Origin of the sequence: Ruminococcus sp. CAG:57 (genome assembly GCF_000435935.1) — a bacterium.
Classification (GTDB): Bacteria; Bacillota; Clostridia; order Oscillospirales; family Ruminococcaceae; genus Hominimerdicola; species Hominimerdicola aceti.
This window is the reverse complement of sequence record NZ_FR890793.1, coordinates 184,217-203,477: the sequence shown is the minus strand read 5'-3', so window position 1 is coordinate 203,477 and position 19,261 is coordinate 184,217. Positions and strand designations below refer to the sequence as shown.

22 protein-coding genes are annotated in these 19,261 nt (G+C 43.9%); 11 read left to right on the top strand and 11 right to left on the bottom strand.

What is annotated here, in order from left to right; all coding sequences use genetic code 11:
• Positions 1 to 124: 124 nt before the first annotated feature.
• Positions 125 to 1,561 carry an LCP family protein gene (locus QVO88_RS12255; protein ID WP_022288739.1) on the top strand — a complete coding sequence of 479 codons (1,437 nt, stop codon included), beginning with the start codon at positions 125 to 127 and terminating at the stop codon, positions 1,559 to 1,561.
• Positions 1,562 to 1,700: 139 nt separating this feature from the next.
• Here QVO88_RS12255 and QVO88_RS12250 read toward each other — a convergent pair whose 3' ends face one another.
• The 8 genes from QVO88_RS12250 to rplU all read right to left on the bottom strand — a co-directional run bounded on the left by QVO88_RS12250 (position 1,701) and on the right by rplU (position 7,543).
• The gene (locus tag QVO88_RS12250) at positions 1,701 to 3,011 is read right to left on the bottom strand and encodes a WG repeat-containing protein (RefSeq protein ID WP_022288738.1); all 1,311 of its coding nucleotides are present in this window, start codon (positions 3,009 to 3,011) and stop codon (positions 1,701 to 1,703) included.
• A gap of 253 nt (positions 3,012 to 3,264) precedes the next feature.
• Positions 3,265 to 3,798 carry a type III toxin-antitoxin system ToxN/AbiQ family toxin gene (locus tag QVO88_RS12245; protein ID WP_022288737.1) on the bottom strand — a complete coding sequence of 178 codons (534 nt, stop codon included), beginning with the start codon at positions 3,796 to 3,798 and terminating at the stop codon, positions 3,265 to 3,267.
• A gap of 235 nt (positions 3,799 to 4,033) precedes the next feature.
• Positions 4,034 to 4,777, bottom strand: coding sequence for a YebC/PmpR family DNA-binding transcriptional regulator (locus tag QVO88_RS12240; protein ID WP_022288736.1), 744 nt, complete (start codon positions 4,775 to 4,777; stop codon positions 4,034 to 4,036).
• A gap of 23 nt (positions 4,778 to 4,800) precedes the next feature.
• Entirely contained in the window at positions 4,801 to 5,190 is a 390-nt protein-coding gene (locus QVO88_RS12235) for a Mini-ribonuclease 3 (protein ID WP_022288735.1), read from the bottom strand.
• A gap of 29 nt (positions 5,191 to 5,219) precedes the next feature.
• Positions 5,220 to 6,497, bottom strand: a complete 1,278-nt coding sequence (gene obgE, locus QVO88_RS12230; protein WP_022288734.1) for a GTPase ObgE — start codon at positions 6,495 to 6,497, stop codon at positions 5,220 to 5,222.
• 97 nt (positions 6,498 to 6,594) lie between these two features.
• A complete protein-coding gene (rpmA, locus tag QVO88_RS12225) occupies positions 6,595 to 6,876 on the bottom strand; it encodes a 50S ribosomal protein L27 (RefSeq protein WP_022288733.1) in 282 nt (93 codons plus the stop codon).
• 35 nt (positions 6,877 to 6,911) lie between these two features.
• Positions 6,912 to 7,232 (bottom strand): ribosomal-processing cysteine protease Prp, encoded by a 321-nt coding sequence (locus QVO88_RS12220; RefSeq protein WP_022288732.1) that lies wholly within the window; start codon positions 7,230 to 7,232, stop codon positions 6,912 to 6,914.
• Positions 7,232 to 7,543 (bottom strand): 50S ribosomal protein L21, encoded by a 312-nt coding sequence (gene rplU / locus QVO88_RS12215; RefSeq protein WP_022288731.1) that lies wholly within the window; start codon positions 7,541 to 7,543, stop codon positions 7,232 to 7,234. The genes QVO88_RS12220 and rplU overlap by 1 nt, the downstream gene beginning before the upstream one ends.
• 291 nt (positions 7,544 to 7,834) lie before the next feature.
• Here rplU and purB point away from each other — a divergent pair, with 291 nt between their 5' ends.
• From purB to fic, 8 genes are all read left to right on the top strand, one after another.
• Positions 7,835 to 9,271: an adenylosuccinate lyase gene (purB, locus tag QVO88_RS12210; RefSeq protein ID WP_022288730.1), complete on the top strand. Its 1,437-nt coding sequence runs from the start codon at positions 7,835 to 7,837 to the stop codon at positions 9,269 to 9,271.
• A 105-nt stretch (positions 9,272 to 9,376) separates the two neighbouring features.
• Complete coding sequence (locus QVO88_RS12205) at positions 9,377 to 9,607, top strand: hypothetical protein (protein ID WP_022288729.1); 231 nt, start codon at positions 9,377 to 9,379, stop codon at positions 9,605 to 9,607.
• On the top strand, positions 9,604 to 9,984 hold the full coding sequence (locus tag QVO88_RS12200) for a DUF2085 domain-containing protein (protein ID WP_022288728.1): 381 nt from the start codon (positions 9,604 to 9,606) through the stop codon (positions 9,982 to 9,984). The genes QVO88_RS12205 and QVO88_RS12200 overlap by 4 nt, the downstream gene beginning before the upstream one ends.
• The gene (locus QVO88_RS12195) at positions 9,981 to 10,481 is read left to right on the top strand and encodes a GNAT family N-acetyltransferase (protein ID WP_022288727.1); all 501 of its coding nucleotides are present in this window, start codon (positions 9,981 to 9,983) and stop codon (positions 10,479 to 10,481) included. Before QVO88_RS12200 ends, QVO88_RS12195 begins: the two co-directional genes overlap by 4 nt.
• 22 nt (positions 10,482 to 10,503) lie before the next feature.
• Entirely contained in the window at positions 10,504 to 11,121 is a 618-nt protein-coding gene (locus tag QVO88_RS12190) for a hypothetical protein (protein WP_022288726.1), read from the top strand.
• Positions 11,122 to 11,156: 35 nt separating this feature from the next.
• Entirely contained in the window at positions 11,157 to 12,260 is a 1,104-nt protein-coding gene (locus tag QVO88_RS12185; RefSeq protein ID WP_022288725.1) for a hypothetical protein, read from the top strand.
• Between the two features lie 117 nt (positions 12,261 to 12,377).
• Positions 12,378 to 13,643 carry an O-acetylhomoserine aminocarboxypropyltransferase/cysteine synthase family protein gene (locus tag QVO88_RS12180; protein WP_022288724.1) on the top strand — a complete coding sequence of 422 codons (1,266 nt, stop codon included), beginning with the start codon at positions 12,378 to 12,380 and terminating at the stop codon, positions 13,641 to 13,643.
• Between the two features lie 24 nt (positions 13,644 to 13,667).
• Positions 13,668 to 14,276 (top strand): protein adenylyltransferase Fic, encoded by a 609-nt coding sequence (gene fic / locus QVO88_RS12175; RefSeq protein WP_022288723.1) that lies wholly within the window; start codon positions 13,668 to 13,670, stop codon positions 14,274 to 14,276.
• Positions 14,277 to 14,326: 50 nt separating this feature from the next.
• Here the strand turns inward: fic and QVO88_RS12170 are convergent, their stop codons facing one another.
• The 3 genes from QVO88_RS12170 to QVO88_RS12160 all read right to left on the bottom strand — a co-directional run bounded on the left by QVO88_RS12170 (position 14,327) and on the right by QVO88_RS12160 (position 16,552).
• Entirely contained in the window at positions 14,327 to 15,397 is a 1,071-nt protein-coding gene (locus tag QVO88_RS12170) for a HAMP domain-containing sensor histidine kinase (protein ID WP_022288722.1), read from the bottom strand.
• Positions 15,398 to 15,401: 4 nt separating this feature from the next.
• The gene (locus QVO88_RS12165) at positions 15,402 to 16,079 is read right to left on the bottom strand and encodes a response regulator transcription factor (RefSeq protein WP_022288721.1); all 678 of its coding nucleotides are present in this window, start codon (positions 16,077 to 16,079) and stop codon (positions 15,402 to 15,404) included.
• Positions 16,080 to 16,333: 254 nt separating this feature from the next.
• Entirely contained in the window at positions 16,334 to 16,552 is a 219-nt protein-coding gene (locus tag QVO88_RS12160) for a YdeI/OmpD-associated family protein (RefSeq protein WP_022288720.1), read from the bottom strand.
• A gap of 792 nt (positions 16,553 to 17,344) precedes the next feature.
• Here QVO88_RS12160 and groES point away from each other — a divergent pair.
• Together groES and groL are read left to right on the top strand one after the other, a co-directional pair.
• Positions 17,345 to 17,617, top strand: a complete 273-nt coding sequence (gene groES / locus QVO88_RS12155; protein ID WP_022288719.1) for a co-chaperone GroES — start codon at positions 17,345 to 17,347, stop codon at positions 17,615 to 17,617.
• A gap of 43 nt (positions 17,618 to 17,660) precedes the next feature.
• Positions 17,661 to 19,261, top strand: a 1,601-nt coding sequence (gene groL, locus QVO88_RS12150; RefSeq protein ID WP_288178050.1) for a chaperonin GroEL, incomplete at its 3' end; no start/stop codon positions are given.

Below are 19,261 nucleotides of genomic sequence, written 5' to 3'. Positions count from 1 at the left end.
TTTGCGCTGTCTACTTGACAGGGGGCGGGTCAGAAAAAGCTCCGCCTTTTTTTTCTGTCATTGACAATAAGCCTGATATGTACTATAATATTGGTATTGTAAAAATGAACGGAGGTGCAGTCAGGTGGCTAATAAAGACAGACAACAAAACTACACAAACGATAATAAGCCTCAGGACTACTATGAACAGGAATATCAGCGACAGCTTGACGAGTTCAACCGCATAAGCGGTGCTGGCGGACAGCGTGTTCAGCAAATAGACGAGGGCGTGAACGACTTTGACGATTACTATGACGCTGGCTACCCTGATGATAATACACAGGGTACAGCTCAGCCATACGGGCAGGGAAGCCGTTCATCATCAGACTATGCAGGCTCATACAGAGAAAGCACTCCAAGACGGCAGACACAGAGCAGACAAACGTCACGTCCACAGAACAGACAGAGCAAGCAGAGAGGTTCAGGCAAGTCAGCAAAAAGCAACAAGACCTCAGCCCAAAGACGAAATAATGACCTGCAATTTGGCAAAAACAATAAAAGCCGTAACGGTCAGACGAACAAAAAAGGTAAAAACAAAGTGGAAAATAAAAAAAGACACCCTATAAAAACATTTTTCAAGGTGCTTATCATCATACTTTTGGTGGTTTTCATATTGGCGAACGTGCTTATATGGCGATACATAGGCATGGTGAACAAGGTGCAAAGAGGTCAGCGAACGAACACAGACGCTTCTATGAACAGCTCTGATGTACGAAATATCCTGCTTATAGGCTCTGATACAAGAAACGCTGACGAGCGTGGCAGAACAGACTCTATGATACTTCTCTCCATTAACAGCACCACAAAAGAGATAACAATGACCTCTTTCATGCGTGATATGTATGTGAATATCAAGGGCATTGACGCTGACGGAAATGATATAGACACATGGTCAAAGCTCAATGCAGCGTATGTTTACGGCGGTGCAGAGCTTCTTATGGATACCATAGAGTATAATTTTGATATTGCCGTTGACGATTATGTTTATATCGACTTTCTGTCATTCGTTGATATCGTTGACGCAGTTGGCGGTATCGAGCTTGACATTTCCGACGAAGAGGCCGAGGGCATGAAGCCTCCAATGGCAGAGCAAAACAAGCTTCTTGGAAATAAAAAGGGTACAGACTATCTTGATAAGGGCGGAAAGAAGCTCCATGTAAACGGCAATCAGGCACTCGCCTATGCAAGACTTAGATATGTTGGCAACGCAGATTTCCAGCGAACAGAACGCCAGAGAACAGTTATCACAAAGATAATCGAAAAGGCGAAAAGCTCAGATCCGCTGACTATAGACAAGTTCGCAAAAGCATCAATGTCACATCTTACAACCAATATGTCCCAGACACAGCTTTTTGCTCTTACCTATAAGGCGATATTCTCCATGAATTACGAGATAAAGTCCATGAGAATACCTGATGATGATTCCTATTCATATGGCACATCATCTGACGGTCAATCAATTCTCGAAGTGGATTTTGAAGCCTGCAAAGCACTTCTCAGGAAAGAGATATATAACCAGTAAAAAGAAAAGCTCTGCTTCGGTAGGGCTTTTTATGTGCAAAAATATAGGGGCGCCGTCCCCTGCATGGTTTGTGCGTTTTTAATATTATTTTTTTGTTATACAAAAAAACCCTGCTAATGCAGGGCTTTCTATATTTGTATTATTGTTCAGGTGTCGGTTCAGGCTCAGGCTCAGGAGCAGGCGGATCAGTTTCCGTAACAGGCTCCGTTACTGTTTCTGTAACAGTTTCCGTGTTCGTTGACACCTCAGTGGTTTCACTTGGCTGTGTCAAAGATGGAGTAGTTTCAGTTGCTTTTTTCGTTTCTGTTGAAACCGAAGTTGTTTTGGTGGTCGTTGAAGTTGTGGTCGTGGTGATGTAGCTTGTGGTGGTCGTAGTTGTGGTGGTCTCTTCCTCTGATGAGTCCTCCTCCACAGGTGCGTCACCGAATGCTATAACGCCCCATTTTCCAGACTTCATTACCCATGCCTTGCCGTTGTGAGCAGGTCTTGCCTGATCGAACTCGCCTGGCTTTACGATACAGTTGCCGTCTATGTCATAATAACCATATGATGAATCTATGGATACCGGCAGATAATCGTCAGTGAAAAGATAAGGATGAACTGCCATCTCGTCATCTATCACCTTTCCGCAATAGGCACTCATGTCACCGTCGCACTTGAAGTCGATTATAGTCTTGCCGTCAGAACCAACATATCCCCACTTGCCTTCATCGTTCTCAAAGGCGATGCAGGTAAGTCCTGCGCCTTTGTATGCAGGGGCATAGAAATCAGTGTACTGCATATCAAGTATAAGCTTGTCCTTTTTAGCAAGCCCGTAAAGCGGTTCGCTCACAGGAGAAATGTCATAAAAACCATTGTCAGACTTTTTCACGTCAGCTTCACATACCACAACAGCCTTTTTGCCAGTGTATTCTTCGCCCTGTTCTTCGTCAGCGTCCTTTACATAGATCTTTTCCTCATTGCTGTTCCAGTAATATTTCGGTGAGCTGTCATGATGTTCCGCCGCATAGTATACTACCTGATTCGAGCTGTCGATACTGCAATACTCATATTCATCATTCTTTTCATTTATAATATTGAAAAGCGTGACCTCTCCGCACCAGCAGGTGTAGTAATCGTCATATTCCGCAGGCACTACCATGTTTCCGCTGTAGTCTATAATGCCATATTTGCCATTCTGTCTGATAACAGAATAGTTGGCATAAGCTGTGTTCTTTTCGTTGTTAGGGTCGACCTGACTTCCGTCAAAAGAAATGATATTATCGGCGTTTATAGTCGGCTCTATGAGCCAGCGATAAGCTTGTTTCTGTTCTGAATTTGAGTCAGCCGTATAGGAATAACCACCAGGGGCAACGTCGTCATCAGCACCCTTTTCCCAAGGCATGGCACAGCCTGTAAGCATAGCACCTGCAACAACGGCTGTCAGAGCAGAACAAAAAATCTTGTTCATAAGTTTCCTCCTATCATTTTCTGCTTCTTCCTTATCGCCCATTATCTGTATTTTTTATCTTTTCAGGGCAATATCTACACATACGATTATTATATACTATAACCCCTTTTATGTCAATAGCACAACTTACAAACAGCACCGCAAAGCTGCAAGGATTTTCAGCGATTTTAACACGAAAATCCCCGAAAAATCGTCGTTTAAAGCTTAAAAAGGACTGCCGCCCTGCAAGCGTCAGTCCCCCATATCTGCATGATTATTTTATGAGCTTCTCCGTCCATTTATGCGCACCATTTTCCAATGTTTTGAAATCAAAACAACGCTTTGATATTACGTGTTCAGGCTTGTCATATTTGAGAGCATACAATGAGCGTGCATTGTTTTCAAGAGGAAGTTCTTTGATATATTTCATTTCTCTTTTCAGAAGGTCAATGTATTTGCTTTTGGCAGTATCATTTTTGAAATCAACATACTCCTCGATTTTTCCGTATTCAAGGTCTGTCATTTCAGACACAGGCACAGGGAACATATAATTAAGATTTACAACAGCTATAAGCACGTCATTATGTATTATTTTCTGAAAATCTATATTTGCCTTTATTTTATTGTGTCTTGGCTTTGCAGAAGATACCTGCGTCACATATGCAAGGTCACCCACACGCATAAGCTCTCCAAAGAACGGCTTCAGCTTATCATTTCCGTAGTCTGTCCTTGGTATCCTCGACTCATAATTTTCTCTCAGATAGTCAAGGTAATCCTTGTTTATTATTTTCCACTTCTGCACGTTCATACATCTCCATACAAAAAATAAAGGGTCAAAACAAATTGACCCTTTAAATACCTATTAAAGCGATTTTAGACGGATTCGCAACCCCTATTAAAACAGTATTTTTAAAGGCTCTGTGACCTCTATTAAAGCGATTTTAGACGGATTCGCAACCCCTATTAAAAGAATAAATCTTTCTAATTCTATTATACCACATTATATGTAAATGTCAATAGTAAAGTGTCAGAAATCTTCCTGATTATTCTTCCTCTTCAACCGGCATATTCTCCCAGTTGTGGTAAACGTTCTGAACGTCGTCATCGTCCTCAAGATGCTCAAGAAGCAGACCCATCTTCTTGATAGCGTCCTCGTCTTCGATAGTTGTGTAGTTTGAAGGAACTTTCTCAGCCTCAGCAGAAAGTACCTTGTAACCCATTCCCTCAAGAGTTTCTCTTACAGAAGAAACCTGATTAGGGTCGCATGATATCTCGATAACATCGTCATCAACGTTGAAATCGTCAGCGCCTGCCTCAAAGCAGTCCTCCATTATCTTGTCCTCGTCAGCACCATTGTTCTCCATAACAACAGTACCAACATCAGAGAACATGAAAGATACACAGCCTGATGTACCCATGTTTCCACCGAACTTGTCGAAGAAGTGACGGATATCGCCTGCTGTTCTGTTCTTGTTGTCTGTAAGGCACTCAACGATAACAGCAACACCGCTTGGACCGTAGCCCTCGTATACCATTGACTCATAGCTGTTCTTGTCGCCGTCGCCTGCTGCCTTTTTGATAATTCTATCGATATTATCGTTAGGCACGTTGTTTGACTTAGCCTTTGCGATAAGATCTCTCAGCTTTGCGTTACCTGCAGGATCAGCACCGCCCTGCTTAACTACAACAGCGATCTCTCTGCCTATCTTTGTAAATATCTTAGCTCTTGCAGCGTCTGTTGCACCCTTTTTTCTTTTAATGTTTTCCCATTTTGAATGACCTGACATTTGATTCACTCCTTGATGTAATATTATTCATTGATGCTGCCCACAGACCATGCTGCCTCGAACAGTTCACCTATACGTTCCTCACGCCCCGTGAGATATAAAAAACCGAAAAGACATTCCAAACCTGTTGCCATGCGGTATTCCCCCACAGTGGAATGTTTCGGAGCATTTATGCCCTTTGCATTTCTGCCCCTTTTGAAAATATCCATTTCCTGTTCGTTAAGCAGCCCATCGTCAAGCCACTTGTGAACAGCCTTTGCCTGATATTCCGCACACACCCTCTCAACAGTGAGCTTGTGCAGCTTGTCCGCAGGCATATTAGCTTCAAGGATAAGCTTTTCTCTTACCCTTATCTCGTAAACGCCGTCCCCGATAAAAGCCAGTGCCAGAGGGGAGTATTGCATAGCGTCCATATCAGAAAGCTTTCCCGTGACGCTCCCTCCTATCTGAGATATTCAAACTCAAAGTCGAATATAGAAACAGTGTCGCCCTCTTCGATACCCATTTCTTCCAGCTTGTCGATTATGCCGCTGGTCCTGAGTACGTTCTGGAAATACTGCAGTGAGGAGTAGTCGTCCATATTAGCCGTCCTGAGTATGTCAAGAAGCCAATCTGCTTCCACGAAATAAACGCCGTCCTCCACAGTAACACGGAAGTCTTTCTTTGAGATGAGCTTATCGTCAAGCTCCTCCTGCGTGAGCGGCTGAGCTTCAAACTGCTTAACAGGCGGAAGAACAGAAAGTCGCTCCCATACGCCATACATAAGCTCTTTTGTACCCTTTGTGGTAGCGGCAGAGATCTCATAGAAGAGAAGTCCCTGATCCTCAACATAGTTTCTCAGTCTTTCTACCTGCTCAGGGGTAGCCATATCGCTCTTGTTTGCGGCAACTATCTGCGGAGCTTCCGCAAGCTCCATTGAGAAGTTTTCAAGCTCGTGATTTATCGCCTTGAAATCCTCGATAGGATCTCTGCCCTCGCTGCCTGAAACGTCGATAACGTGAACGATAAGTCTGCACCTTTCAACGTGTCTGAGAAATTCGTGACCAAGACCGACGCCCTCGCTCGCACCCTCGATAAGACCTGGGATATCCGCCATAACAAAAGATTTTCCCTCTTCTATCTTAACAACGCCAAGCACAGGCGTCAGGGTAGTGAAGTGGTAGTTGGCTATCTTTGGCTTTGCCGCTGAAACAACAGAAATGAGCGTGGATTTTCCCACGTTCGGGAAGCCCACAAGTCCTACGTCTGCAATAAGCTTGAGTTCAAGCATGACCTCATATTCGTCACCACGGAAACCCGGCTTTGCAAACTTCGGTATCTGCCTTGTGGAAGTGGCAAAATGAGCGTTTCCACGCCCACCCTTGCCTCCGTGAGCGATAACAGCAGGCTCATCGGTAGAAAGGTCGGCAAGTATCCTGCCGCTCTTTATTTCTTTAACAACAGTGCCTCTAGGAACTTTCACCACAAGGTCGGGAGCATTTCTGCCTGAGCAGTTTTTGCCGCCGCCGTTCTGTCCCTTTTCGGCAACATATTTTCTCTTATATCTGAAATCTATAAGGTTTGAGATATTGTCGTCAACAACGAAAACAATATCTCCGCCCTTACCGCCGTCACCGCCGTCCGGACCGCCTGCCGCAACGTATTTCTCACGGTGGAATGAAACTGCACCGTCGCCGCCGTCACCGGCTTTTATATAGATCTTCGCCTGATCGACAAACATGATCAAACCTCCTTATAAATGATATTATGCGTAAATTTAGTTGTCATTAATCAACAAAAGACCCCAAGCCTAAGGCTCAGGGTCATATGTTACAAAATTAAGCCTTGGGATAAACCGAAACCTTCTTGCGGTCTCTACCGAGTCTTTCAAATCTTACAACACCATCGCTTGTTGCGAACAGAGTATCGTCAGAACCCTTCTTAACGTTCTCGCCTGGGTGAATGTGAGTACCTCTCTGACGAACGAGGATGTTACCAGCCAGTACGAACTGACCGTCAGCTCTCTTTACGCCAAGTCTCTTTGACTCAGAATCACGTCCGTTCTTTGTAGAACCCATTCCCTTTTTATGAGCGAAAAACTGCATTGAAATCTTAATCATCTAAATTACACCTCCATAAAATGTAATCCGTCCGATCAGTTATCTCTGACCGTGACTTTGATCCTGCCTGAAAATTCCTCAGCTAGAAAATATAAATGAGTGAGAAGCCCTAAAAGTAGCTTGTCCCCCTCCTCTGAGCTGTCATTTTCAAGCCTTAATATTATTTCGTTTTCTTCCACTGCGACATCAGCCTTTATCTTAAAAGCCTCAGTGACAGTGTTAGCCGTCAACATTACAGCAGACGATACGCTTGCACAGCATACGTCCTCGCCATAATCTGCATAACCTGCGTGACCCGTTATACGAAATCCCACAAGTCTGTCATGCTCATTTCTGAAAAAATCAGCACAGATCATTATGCGTTGATAGCTTCGATCATAACCTTAGTGTAAGGCTGTCTGTGACCGATCTTGGTCTTTTCGCCCTTCTTTGGCTTGTAAGTGAATACAGTCACCTTCTTGGACTTGCCGTTCTTGATGACCTTAGCTGTTACGGAAGCGCCGTCAACATATGGAGCGCCAACCTTGATACCGTCGTCAGCGCCAACTACCATTACCTTATCGAAAGTAACAGCGTCCTCAGCGTTTACGTCCAGCTTTTCTACGAAAACCTCATCACCAGGCTTAACCTGATACTGCTTTCCGCCTGTTTCAATTACTGCGTACATTACGAATGCACCTACCTTTAAATAAACTCGCTACGCACGGTGGTCTGCAAATACAAACACTTATGACCGTGAATATGCGGCTTTAATATCATAACATATCCGCCCCAAAAAGTCAAGCACAGCTCTGTTTCTGCTTAAAAATTTACAGAAATTTAACTTTTAAAAGCTCCTTTTCTATCCAATGCCGTCCCGCTGTAAACATTTCTCCTTAAACCTATTGTAAACCCGCAAAAAATATGCTATAATAAGTGTGTATACATTATATAATATTACGAAAGAGGTCGAAGAACAATGACAAATTCTTATGAAAGCCCGTTTTGTACCAGATATGCAAGCAAGGAAATGCAGTATATTTTCTCTGCTGACAAGAAGTTTACTACTTGGAGAAAGCTGTGGGTAGCCCTTGCCCGTGCTGAAATGAAGCTCGGTCTTAATGTTACTCAGGAGCAGGTAGACGAGCTTGAAGCTAACATTGATAATATAGATTATGCCGCTGCCGCTGAGCGTGAAAAGCTTGTTCGTCATGACGTTATGTCACACGTTTATGCTTATGGCCTTGTTTGTCCAAAGGCAGCAGGTATCATTCACCTTGGCGCAACTTCATGCTATGTAGGCGATAACACAGACGTTATCATCATGAGAGATGCACTTAAGGTCGTAAAGAGAAAGCTTGTCAAGGTTATCGACCAGCTTGCAAAGTTTGCCGATAAGTATAAGGCTATGCCTTGCCTTGCTTATACTCACCTCCAGCCTGCACAGCTCACAACAGTGGGCAAAAGAGCTACTCTTTGGTGCAACGAGCTTCTTATGGATCTTGAAGATCTGGATTTCAGACTTGCTAACCTCAAGCTCCTCGGCTCAAAGGGAACTACAGGCACTCAGGCTTCATTTATGGAGCTTTTCCACGGTGATACTGATAAGGTAAAAGAGCTTGAAAAAATGATAGCCGAGGAAATGGGCTTTGACGCTGTCGTTCCAGTTTCAGGTCAGACCTATTCAAGAAAAATGGACTATCAGGTATGCTCAGTTCTCGCCGGTATCGCTCAGTCTGCTATGAAGTTCTCAAACGATATAAGAATTTTGCAGTCATTCAAGGAGATCGAAGAGCCGTTCGAGAAAAATCAGATAGGCTCTTCCGCTATGGCATATAAGAGAAATCCAATGAGAGATGAGAGAATAACATCACTTGCCAGATACGTTATCTGCGACGTTCTCAACCCTGCATTCACAGCAGGTACACAGTGGTTTGAGAGAACTCTCGACGACTCTGCAAACAAGAGAATTTCCGTTGCCGAAGCTTTCCTGGGTGTTGACGCTATACTCAATATCATGCTCAATGTTACAGATCCTGACAACGGCTTGGTAGTATATGACAAGATCATCAGAAGAAGAGTTATGGCAGAGCTTCCTTTCATGGCTACCGAGAACATTATGATGGACGCTGTAGAAAAGGGCGGAAACAGACAGGAACTTCACGAAAGAATAAGAGAGTATTCAATGGTAGCAGGTGCAAGAGTTAAGAAAGAGGGACTTGACAATAACCTCTGCGAGCTTATCCTTAACGACCCTATGTTCATGATAACAAAGGAAGAAATGGATAAGATAATGAAGCCTGAAAACTTTATCGGCAGATGCCCACAGCAGGTGGACGAATTTATCGAAAATTGCGTAAAGCCTGTTGTTGAAGCAAACGGCGTGTCTGACGATGTTGCAGAAATAAACGTATAATATCAAAAGATAAAAATATTTCAGCGGGCTGATAGGTCTTTTCAGATCGTCAAGCCCCTGAATTTTATCTGATAAACACCACACAAAAGAAAGGCGGAAAACACCATGGCAGATTTTTGTACAGGCAAACGCTGTCCAAAATGTGGCGGCAGGAACTGTCAGCTTATAAGCGAAACAGACTACAGAAGCGGCAAATACGGCTTTGGAAAAGGCTGCTGCGGCTATATACTGTTCGGACTGCCAGGGCTTATCTGCGGACTTTGCGGCATGGAAAGCAAGTCAAAAACACGTTCCTATTGGGTATGCCCCGATTGCGACTATAAGTTCAGGGCATGAGAACGAGAAAAGACCCATATGCGCTGTGGCTTTATCTTATGAAGCTTGGTGCGGCGGCAGGCTGTCATCAGCGCCCCGACAGAAGCTTCTTTTTCCACGGCTGGCAGTTTCCTGTGTGCGCAAGATGTACGGGCGTGCTTGCAGGACAGCTTATAGGCTTTCCGCTAGCCGTAAAGAAAAATATATCCGCCCTGACAGCGGTTTTGTGCTGTGAAACTACAATGCTTGATTGGCTCTTGCAGTATACAGGGGTGAAAAAGTCCACTAATAAACGTCGGCTCATAACAGGTCTGCTTGGAGGATTTGGGCTTGCGGTTGCATATGTTGGTATCATCAGATTTGTGATAAAAAAGATAAAAAGGGGAGCGAAAACATGATAATCGAAACAGATAGACTTTATATGCGCAGGCTCACCGAGGGCGACTTTGACGCTCTTTGCAAAATTTTGCAGGACGAGAAGTGTATGTACGCCTACGAACACGCTTTTTCTGATGAAGAAGTGAGAGAGTGGCTTTGCAAACAGCTTGTGAGATACCGCATTTACGGTTTCGGGCTTTGGGCTGTGATACTCAAAGAAAGCGGCGAGCTTATCGGACAGTGCGGTATCACAATTCAGCATACCGACAGAGAAAGCGTTATGGAAGTGGGCTATCTTTTCAGACGTGACTGCTGGAACAAAGGCTATTGTACCGAAGCGGCTAAAGTCTGCAAAGACTTTGCCTTTGATAAACTTGGCGCAGACGAGGTGTATTCCATTATTCGTGACAGCAATACAGCTTCAAGGCGTGTTGCCGAGAAAAACGGCATGACAGTGAAATATACCTTTACAAAGCATTATTACGGCGTTGATAGCCGCATTTGGCATATTCGATAAAACGTGAGAAACGGTGATAAAAATGGAACTTGAACAATATAAAAGCAGTGCCTTTGAAATATTCGACAGACTTCTCAGAGCCATGAGAAGCCCCGAGGGCTATGTCCACCCGCAATCCCTTTTGTGCTGTATAGGTTCTCTTGCAGGCTATTCCTGTCAGCAGGACGTGAGAAAGCTTTTCATGACAGAGGGAGTTCAAGAGGAGGACGTTTTCACAGTGTTCACTGATAAGTCGGGCAGAAAGTATTTCTACGGCGATATCATTGACGAAAAGCTTGTGGGCAATAACTACTCAGTGTGGTCTTTTACCGCAGGAGTGCTTAAAAAATATAACGAGCCTTTTACGGACGTTGGGGAAATGCTCCGCTACACTGCGGCAAATGCAGGGGGCGCAAGCTTTGGCAAAATAAGAAACTGCACCACAGGTGAAACTGTCCAAAGCTATATAAAGCTTCTTTGGCAACCGCTTCTGCCTATAGCGCAGAAGTCAGCAGGCAGGGGAGAGCTTCACATAGTTTTCGGACTTTGCATACAAAAAGCCATGATGACCTGCAAAAGCGCAGTGTCACTTTCAGAGTGCGCAAGAATAATAATGGAAAGCGCTCTTACGGGGGCAAGGGTGGACTTCAAGGACTTGTAAGGTAAACAAAATAAAAAAATAGGGAGAAACTTAATATGAAAAATAGCAGAAAAACAGCCGTATTGCTGGCGGCATTGCTGTCAGTGTCACTTTGCGCCTGCGGACCTGTTGAGGAAGCCGCAGACAGCGTTTCAGAAACGAAAGATACTACTACTGCGGAAGCGGTGTCAGATATGCCCGACAGTGTGGAGGAAAGTTCGCAGACGGATGACAGTTCGCAGGTGGAAATAATTCGTGACCCTGAGCTTGTTTGTGACCTTAGCGAAATACCATATACAGCCAAATGCACCGTGGAGGGCAATTTTGGTGCAGAGGCAATGCTTTCTGATTATTATGGTATAAACGCAATGATAAATTCTGACGAGCCGCTCCTTAGTATACCTGTCAAGTATACTGACGCTGATTTCGGGGGTGGGGTCATTCGTTTTGAGTTTAGCGACAAAATAAGCGACGAGCAGAAAGCTAGTGCAGTTATAATGCAGTTTGACGAGGATAGCACGTTCACGAAACTTGAAAGTTTCGTTGACGAAAATGGCATTTCTGCGAATATCACCACGGGTGGCGTTTACATGGTCATAGACAGCTATGTTTATGATATGTTTAACGGAGAGTCGGTGGATATAGACCGTTATGATATTGAAAACGGTTTGACCATAGAACTTTCGGATTTTTCTGCCGCTTTAGAGTTGCCTGAGATAGGTGGATTTTCTGCCGCAAAGTTGGAAAAGCATGAGATAACTACAGATGATTTTGACGGCACGAGAGATGTGAAGATTGTCTATGCAAATCTTATTGACGGCAAAGTGGACGAAAAATATGACGGGTTAAATCTGTCATTGTCTTATTATCAGCGGCTTGACAAGACCACGGTCGATGATATGCTAGATATGTATGCAAAGTCGGCTGATATCAGCTCTGATGATAATGTTTGGCTTGATTATCGGGGACTTGACCTTGGCAATGGCAAGCGTGGCTGTGTTATTGCGGCTCTGGGTGAGGATCAAAGTGTGAACGTTCAGGGCATATACGAGTTTTCTGACAGCGAATATATACAATATAATGTGGTGATACCACTAAAGTATGTTTCAATGGGAGAAGATATTTTCGATTCAGCTATGAGTTTTCGCTATGCAGAATAAACGCATTTATAATGTTTGGGCGGTCTGAGGGGACTGCTGTTTTAAACGCTTTTTGAAAAGCTTTTTATATTGGTAAAAATTTTGCGGTCGTTACCGCATTGAAAGGATTTGATTTGATTGAAGATCGAAACACAATGTTTACACGAGGGTTATACGCCTAAAAACGGAGAGCCGAGAGTAGTGCCTATCGTACAAAGTACAACCTATGTCTATGACTCCTCAAGAGAGATAGCCGAGGTCTTTGACGACCCTACCAAGAGCCTTATCTACTCACGCTTTGAAAACCCTACCACAGACGCAGTTGAAAAGAAAATTGCCGCTCTCGAGGGCGGTGCAGCCGCAATGTGTACATCAAGCGGACAGGCTGCCACACTTTGCTCTATCCTGAACATCTGTCAGGCAGGAGACAGCTTTATAGCTTCCACTTCTATCTATGGTGGCACCATAAACCTTTTCAGCATAACAATGAAAAGACTTGGCATAGAGTGTATCTTTGTTGACCCAGACGCTACAGATGATGAGATACAGGCGGCATTCAAGGATAATACAAAGCTTGTTTTCGGTGAAACTATCGCAAACCCAGCGCTGACAGTTTTCGATATCGAGCGTTTTGCAAATATCGCCCATAAGAATGGTGTTCCTCTTATCGTTGATAATACTTTCGCTACTCCATACCTTTGCAGACCTATCGAGTGGGGCGCAGATATCGTTATCCATTCCACATCAAAGTATATGGACGGCCACGCAGTTCAGGTTGGCGGCGTTATCGTTGACAGCGGCAAGTTCGATTGGACGGGCGGAAAGTTCCCTTGCATGACCGAGCCTGACGAAAGCTATCACGGCACTATCTACACTGAGAAATATTCTTTTGCACCTTACATAGTAAAGGCAAGAATGCAGCTTATGAGAGATTTCGGCTGCTATCCTGCTGCAAATTCCTCGTTCCTGCTCAATCTGGGACTTGAAACTCTCCCTGTAAGAATGAAGCAGTATTGTGAGAATGCGCTCACAGTGGCAAAATTTCTCGAAAGCAATGACAAGGTAGAGTCCGTTGCATATCCTGGACTTGAAAGCGATAAGTACCATAAGCTTGCTGAAAAGTATCTCCCTCTTGGCACAGCAGGTGTTATCTCGTTCGTTATCAAGGGCGGAAGAGATACAGCGGCAAAGTTCATGGACAGCCTTAAGCTTGCTTCCAACGAAGTTCACGTTGCCGATATCCGTACTTGTATCCTCCACCCAGCCTCCGCAACACACAGACAGCTTTCAGACGAACAGCTCGTTGCCGCAGGCATAAACGGCGGAATGATAAGACTTTCCGTAGGTCTTGAAAATGTCGAGGATATCATAGACGATCTTAAGCAGGGCTTTGCGGCTATCTAAAATCCACCGAAAGGAGAACAGCTTATGGCTTTGGAAAACAAACTTGGTATAACCGACTCTGCGACCCTTGCCAGAACAGAAGAAAAGCTAAGCAAGGAAAAGGCTGTTAAGCTGGTTGAACATGGCATTTTGGATAAGCAGAAAGCAGGCAGTTTTCAAGCTCTTGCAGAGATACACAAATATCTTTTTGAGGATATCTATGATTTCGCAGGGAAAATAAGAACTGTGAATATTGCTAAAGGTGGGTTTCGATTTGCCCCTGTTATGTATCTTGAAAGCTCCCTTGAAAATATCGAAAAAATGCCACAAAGCGACTTTGACAGCATAGTTGAAAAGTATGTTGAAATGAATATCGCCCACCCATTCAGAGAGGGCAATGGCAGATCAATGCGCATATGGCTGGATATGATGTTCAGAAAAGAGCTTTCTGTGGCGGTAGATTGGAGCAGGATAGACAAGGAGGATTATCTCCTTGCCATGGAGCGAAGCCCCATTCGTGATATCGAAATAAAGCACCTGCTTAAAAATGCCCTCACAGCGGATACAAATGACCGAGAGCTGTTTATGAAGGGCATAGACCAAAGCTATTATTACGAGGGCTATAACAGCTACAGCATTGATGACCTGAGATAAAAAAATCAAGGACGGATATTTCCTGCGAAATACCCGTCCTTTTTATGTGCCTATCCATTCTCAGGGAGCGTAACAATAAAATTTGTACCCTTTCCGTATTGTGATTCTACACGGATATTGCCGTTGCACAGCTCCACGATACGCTTAACAAGGGGCAAACCAAGTCCGTTTCCCTCTGAAGCGTGCGCCCTGTCCCCTTGATAAAAACGCTCAAAAATGTGTGATATGGTTTGCTGATCCATTCCGATGCCACGGTCAGTTATCTCAGCCGTTATCACATCACCCTCTTTGAAAAGCTTTACTCTGATAGAGCTTCCCTCCGGGGAGAATTTTATGGCGTTGCCTATTATGTTCACCCACACCTGCGAAAGCATTTCCGCATTGGTGGTGTATTGTATCTCCTGCATATCAATGTCAAAGCTTATGTCCTTAGCCGTCCATTGCTTTTCCAGAAGAAGTATGCAGTTTCTTATCTGCTCGTCAAGGGAAAAGCTTGTCTTGTCAGTGATGATCTGCTGATTTTCAAGCTTTGAAAGCATAAGAATGTTCGATGAAAGATTGGTCAAACGCCTTGATTCGCTGATGATAATGTCAATGTATTCCTGCTTTTTCTCTTCTGACAGATTTTCTTTTTTTAGCTGTTTCGCAAAGCCCTGGATAGAAACGATAGGCGTTTTGAACTCGTGAGAGAAGCTGTTGATAAAATTCTCCCTGAACATCTCGATGCCCCCAAGCTCCTGCGCCATTTTGTTGTAGCTTTCTATAAGCTCGTCTATCTCGCCGTTAAAGCCTGTTACCTCTAACCTTTGAGAGAAATCTCCCTTTTCTACCCTGTGCATTGCCTTTTTTACCTCACGCACAGGTCTTACTATCTTGCTTGCTACAGCGGCAGAAATGCAAGTGCCGATTATTACAGATACCACAAGTCCCACAATAAGGAAAACAAAAGGCATTTGCAAAGGGGATAGAAAATGCAGGCATCTTTTTATGCCTATCATTATAAATCCCGTAAGAAGCCCTGCCCATATCATTATCATAAATACCGCCGAAACTATGCTGGCGTTCATGGTGTAATTTCGCCTGCGCTCTGAGCGAAGAGCAGAGATAAGATGTTTTTTCATGAGCCTATCCTTTCAGCTTGACCGCCTTGTAGCCAAGCCCTCTCACTGTCATTATCTCAAAATCGTGGTTATTCTTCAAATGCTCTCTTATGCGGTTTATGTGTACGTCCACAGTGCGCTCGTCAGTGTCTGAGGTCATATCCCAAAGCTCGTCCATAAGCTGACGGCGGGTGAATATCTTGTCGGGATAGGAAAGAAGCTTGTAAAGAAGCATGAACTCTTTCGGTGGAAGCTCCCTTATGCCCTCAGGGGTCTTGATAGTCAGTGCGTCATAGTCGAGAGTGGTGTCGCCCACAGTTATCTTGTGGTCGCTCACTATCTGCGAACGTCGCAAAAGTGCCTGAATACGCAGAAGCATTTCCTCCTCGTCCACAGGCTTAACCATGTAATCGTCCGTACCTTTTATAAAGCCCTGCTTTTTGTCAAAAGCCGTTTCCTTAGCCGTCACCATTAATATAGGCGTCTGAAACCCAGCCCTGCGGATAGTTTCGCAAAGCTCCAAACCGTCCATACGAGGCATCATAACGTCCATTATAATAAGGTCAACGTGTTTTTCGTCCATTATTTCGAGAGCCTCTATACCGTCACGAGCCTCGATAGGTGTGTAGCCGTTGTCGCTAAGCACATCACAGGTCAGTTTGCGAGTGTTAGTATCGTCCTCCACCACAAGTATGTGAAACATTTTTACCCCTCCGTTCACTTTGCATTTTTTTATTATATCACCGTTTTATTAACGTGATATTAACGATGTCAAGACACATTTAGTTCAAAATTTCATGTTGATCCTGCACAATTTCAGGGGTATCCATAACAGCGTACAAAGCCTTACAATAATATTGTACAATATTTATAGATAAATTTCAACACATATTTATATAAAATTTATATCAATTAATCTTTGATTTATTGTGAAATTTGTCTACATTAACTTTTTGTTCAGAAAATACTTGTATCAGTGATCTGACCGTTTGACAAGCTGTTGACGAGACCACGCATTTCCTCTTTGGAGCGAATACAGTGTGCCGAGTCGATTATCTGCTGTCTTTGAAGCGGATCCAGCTTAGCAAAGTAAGCATATGCCGCAGGCACCTGAGCAAGAGCCATAGACAGCCCCAGCGGTAATTCCTGCCCGTGAGCAAAAGAGTTGTTTTTCATTTTTATCACCTCCGCATATATTATTTCCCGGGCAATAAAAAATTAAACCCTTACGATCTTATATGTGATACTGCATAATTTATCGCATCGTAATTTGTACAAACAAATGATTTATATTTTAATTTGACAACATTTCTGCAATTGTTGCATTTTTTATGCAACAAAAGTGGCGATTTTCGGGATAAGTATAAGGATATTATCCCAAATCGAATATCCTGCAAGGTAGCAGTGTATGAGGAAACATTTTGTCAACGTGAGTTAGGTGAACACGATGAGAGGTTCTGATCGCACAGAAAAGCACTTCCTGCACCTTGTTTGAAGCTTGAAAATAGAATATAAACGGCTGAAACACGAACCCCACGGCAACAAATCTGTAGGGGCGAACACCGTTCGCCCGTCGAAGGAACAAGCCCACAATTACAACACGGTTTGGCAACCGAAAAACTTGCCCATCGTCCCCTACAATTATGGATACTGTTGATACGCATACCTCCATTGAATACATTTATTCCTACCCGAAAATCTGATTTAAGATCTGCAATACTCCACAATGAATTGTACAATATGCTCTCAAAATCATTTTGCGACTTAATAGATATTGTGCAACCCTACAAAAATCACATAAATGACCTTAAATGACTTGAATTTTGCGAAAAAGGTGCTAAAATATAATTAGCACTCAGAAAGACTGAGTGCTAACAATCCGATCGTGAGAGTGCTGAAAACATAGGTACGACCACGAAGGATCCTAATTTAGCATATTAAAAGGTATCATAAAAGGAGGAACTTATCATGGCGATCAAACCATTGCAGGACAGAGTTGTAGTTAAGATGACAGAGGCTGAGGAAACCACAAAGAGCGGTATCATTCTCACAGGCTCAGCTAAGGAAAAGCCTGAGGTCGCAGAGGTAATAGCTGTAGGCCCTGGTAAAAAGGACGTTACTATGGGCGTTAATAAGGGTGACAAGGTGCTTATCTCTAAGTACAGCGGTACTAATGTTAAGCTGGACGGTGAAGAGTTCATTATCGTTAAAATGGACGACATTCTCGCAGTTGTTGACTAATTTCACTGCATTTTAAATAGTATATAAACGGAGGTAATTTACAATGGCTAAGGATATAATTTTTGGCGAAGACGCAAGAAAAGCTTTGCAGAGCGGTATCGACAAGCTCGCAAACACTGTTAAGATAACACTGGGACCTAAGGGCAGAAATGTAGTTCTTGATAAGAAGTACGGTGCTCCTCTTATCACAAACGACGGTGTTACTATAGCTAAGGAGATCGAGCTTGACGACCCATTCGAGAACATGGGCGCACAGCTTGTAAAGGAAGTCGCTACTAAGACTAACGACGCTGCCGGTGACGGTACAACAACAGCTACATTGCTTGCTCAGGCTCTTGTTAGAGAGGGTATGAAGAATATCGCAGCAGGTGCTAATCCAATGGTACTTAAGAAAGGTATGGATCAGGCTGTAGATACTGCTGTTGAAACTATCGTCGCTAACTCAAAGAAGATAGAAGGCTCTGATGAGATAGCTAGAGTAGGTGCTGTTTCTGCCGCTGATGAGAACATTGGTAAGCTTATCGCTGAGGCTATGGAAAAGGTAACTGCTGACGGCGTTATTACTCTTGAGGAGTCAAAGACTGCTGAAACTTACAGCGAAGTCGTTGAGGGTATGCAGTTCGACAGAGGATATATCGCACCTTATATGGTAACAGATACAGATAAAATGGAAGCTGTCCTTGATGACGCTTACATTCTTATCACAGACAAGAAGATCTCTAACATTCAGGAAATTCTTCCACTTCTCGAGCAGATCGTAAAGGCTGGCAAGAAGCTCCTTATCATTGCCGAGGACGTTGAGGGCGAGGCTCTTTCAACTCTTATCGTAAACAAGCTGAGAGGTACTTTCACTTGTGTAGCTGTAAAGGCTCCTGGCTTTGGCGACAGAAGAAAGGAAATGCTTCAGGATATTGCTATCCTCACAGGCGGTCAGGTAATTTCATCTGAACTTGGTCTTGAACTCAGCGAAACAACTATGGAGCAGCTGGGCAGAGCAAGACAGGTAGTCGTTCAGAAAGAGAACACTATCATTGTTGACGGCGCAGGCAACAGCGACGATATCAAGGCAAGAGTTGGTCAGATCAAGTCACAGATCGAGAACACAACTTCTGATTTCGACAGAGAAAAGCTTCAGGAAAGACTTGCTAAGCTTTCAGGCGGCGTAGCTGTTATCAAGGTCGGTGCTGCAACTGAGGTAGAAATGAAAGAGAAGAAGCTGAGAATTGAGGACGCTCTGGCAGCTACAAAGGCAGCTGTTGAAGAGGGTATCGTAGCAGGCGGCGGAACAGCTCTTATCAACGCTATGCCAGCAGTTAAGAAGCTCGTTGACAAGCTCAGCGGTGACGAAAAGACAGGCGCTCAGATCGTTTACAAGGCTCTTGAAGAACCAGTTAGACAGATCGCAGTGAACGCAGGTCTTGAGGGCAGCGTTATCATAGACAAGATAATCCGTTCAAGAAAGGTCGGCTACGGCTTCAACGCTTATACTTCCGAGTATGTTGACATGATACCTGCAGGTATCGTTGACCCTACTAAGGTTACACGTTCAGCTCTTCAGAACGCAGCTTCTGTTGCTTCAATGGTGCTCACAACTGAGAGCCTTGTTGCAGACAAGAAGGACCCACAGGCTGACGCTGCTATGGC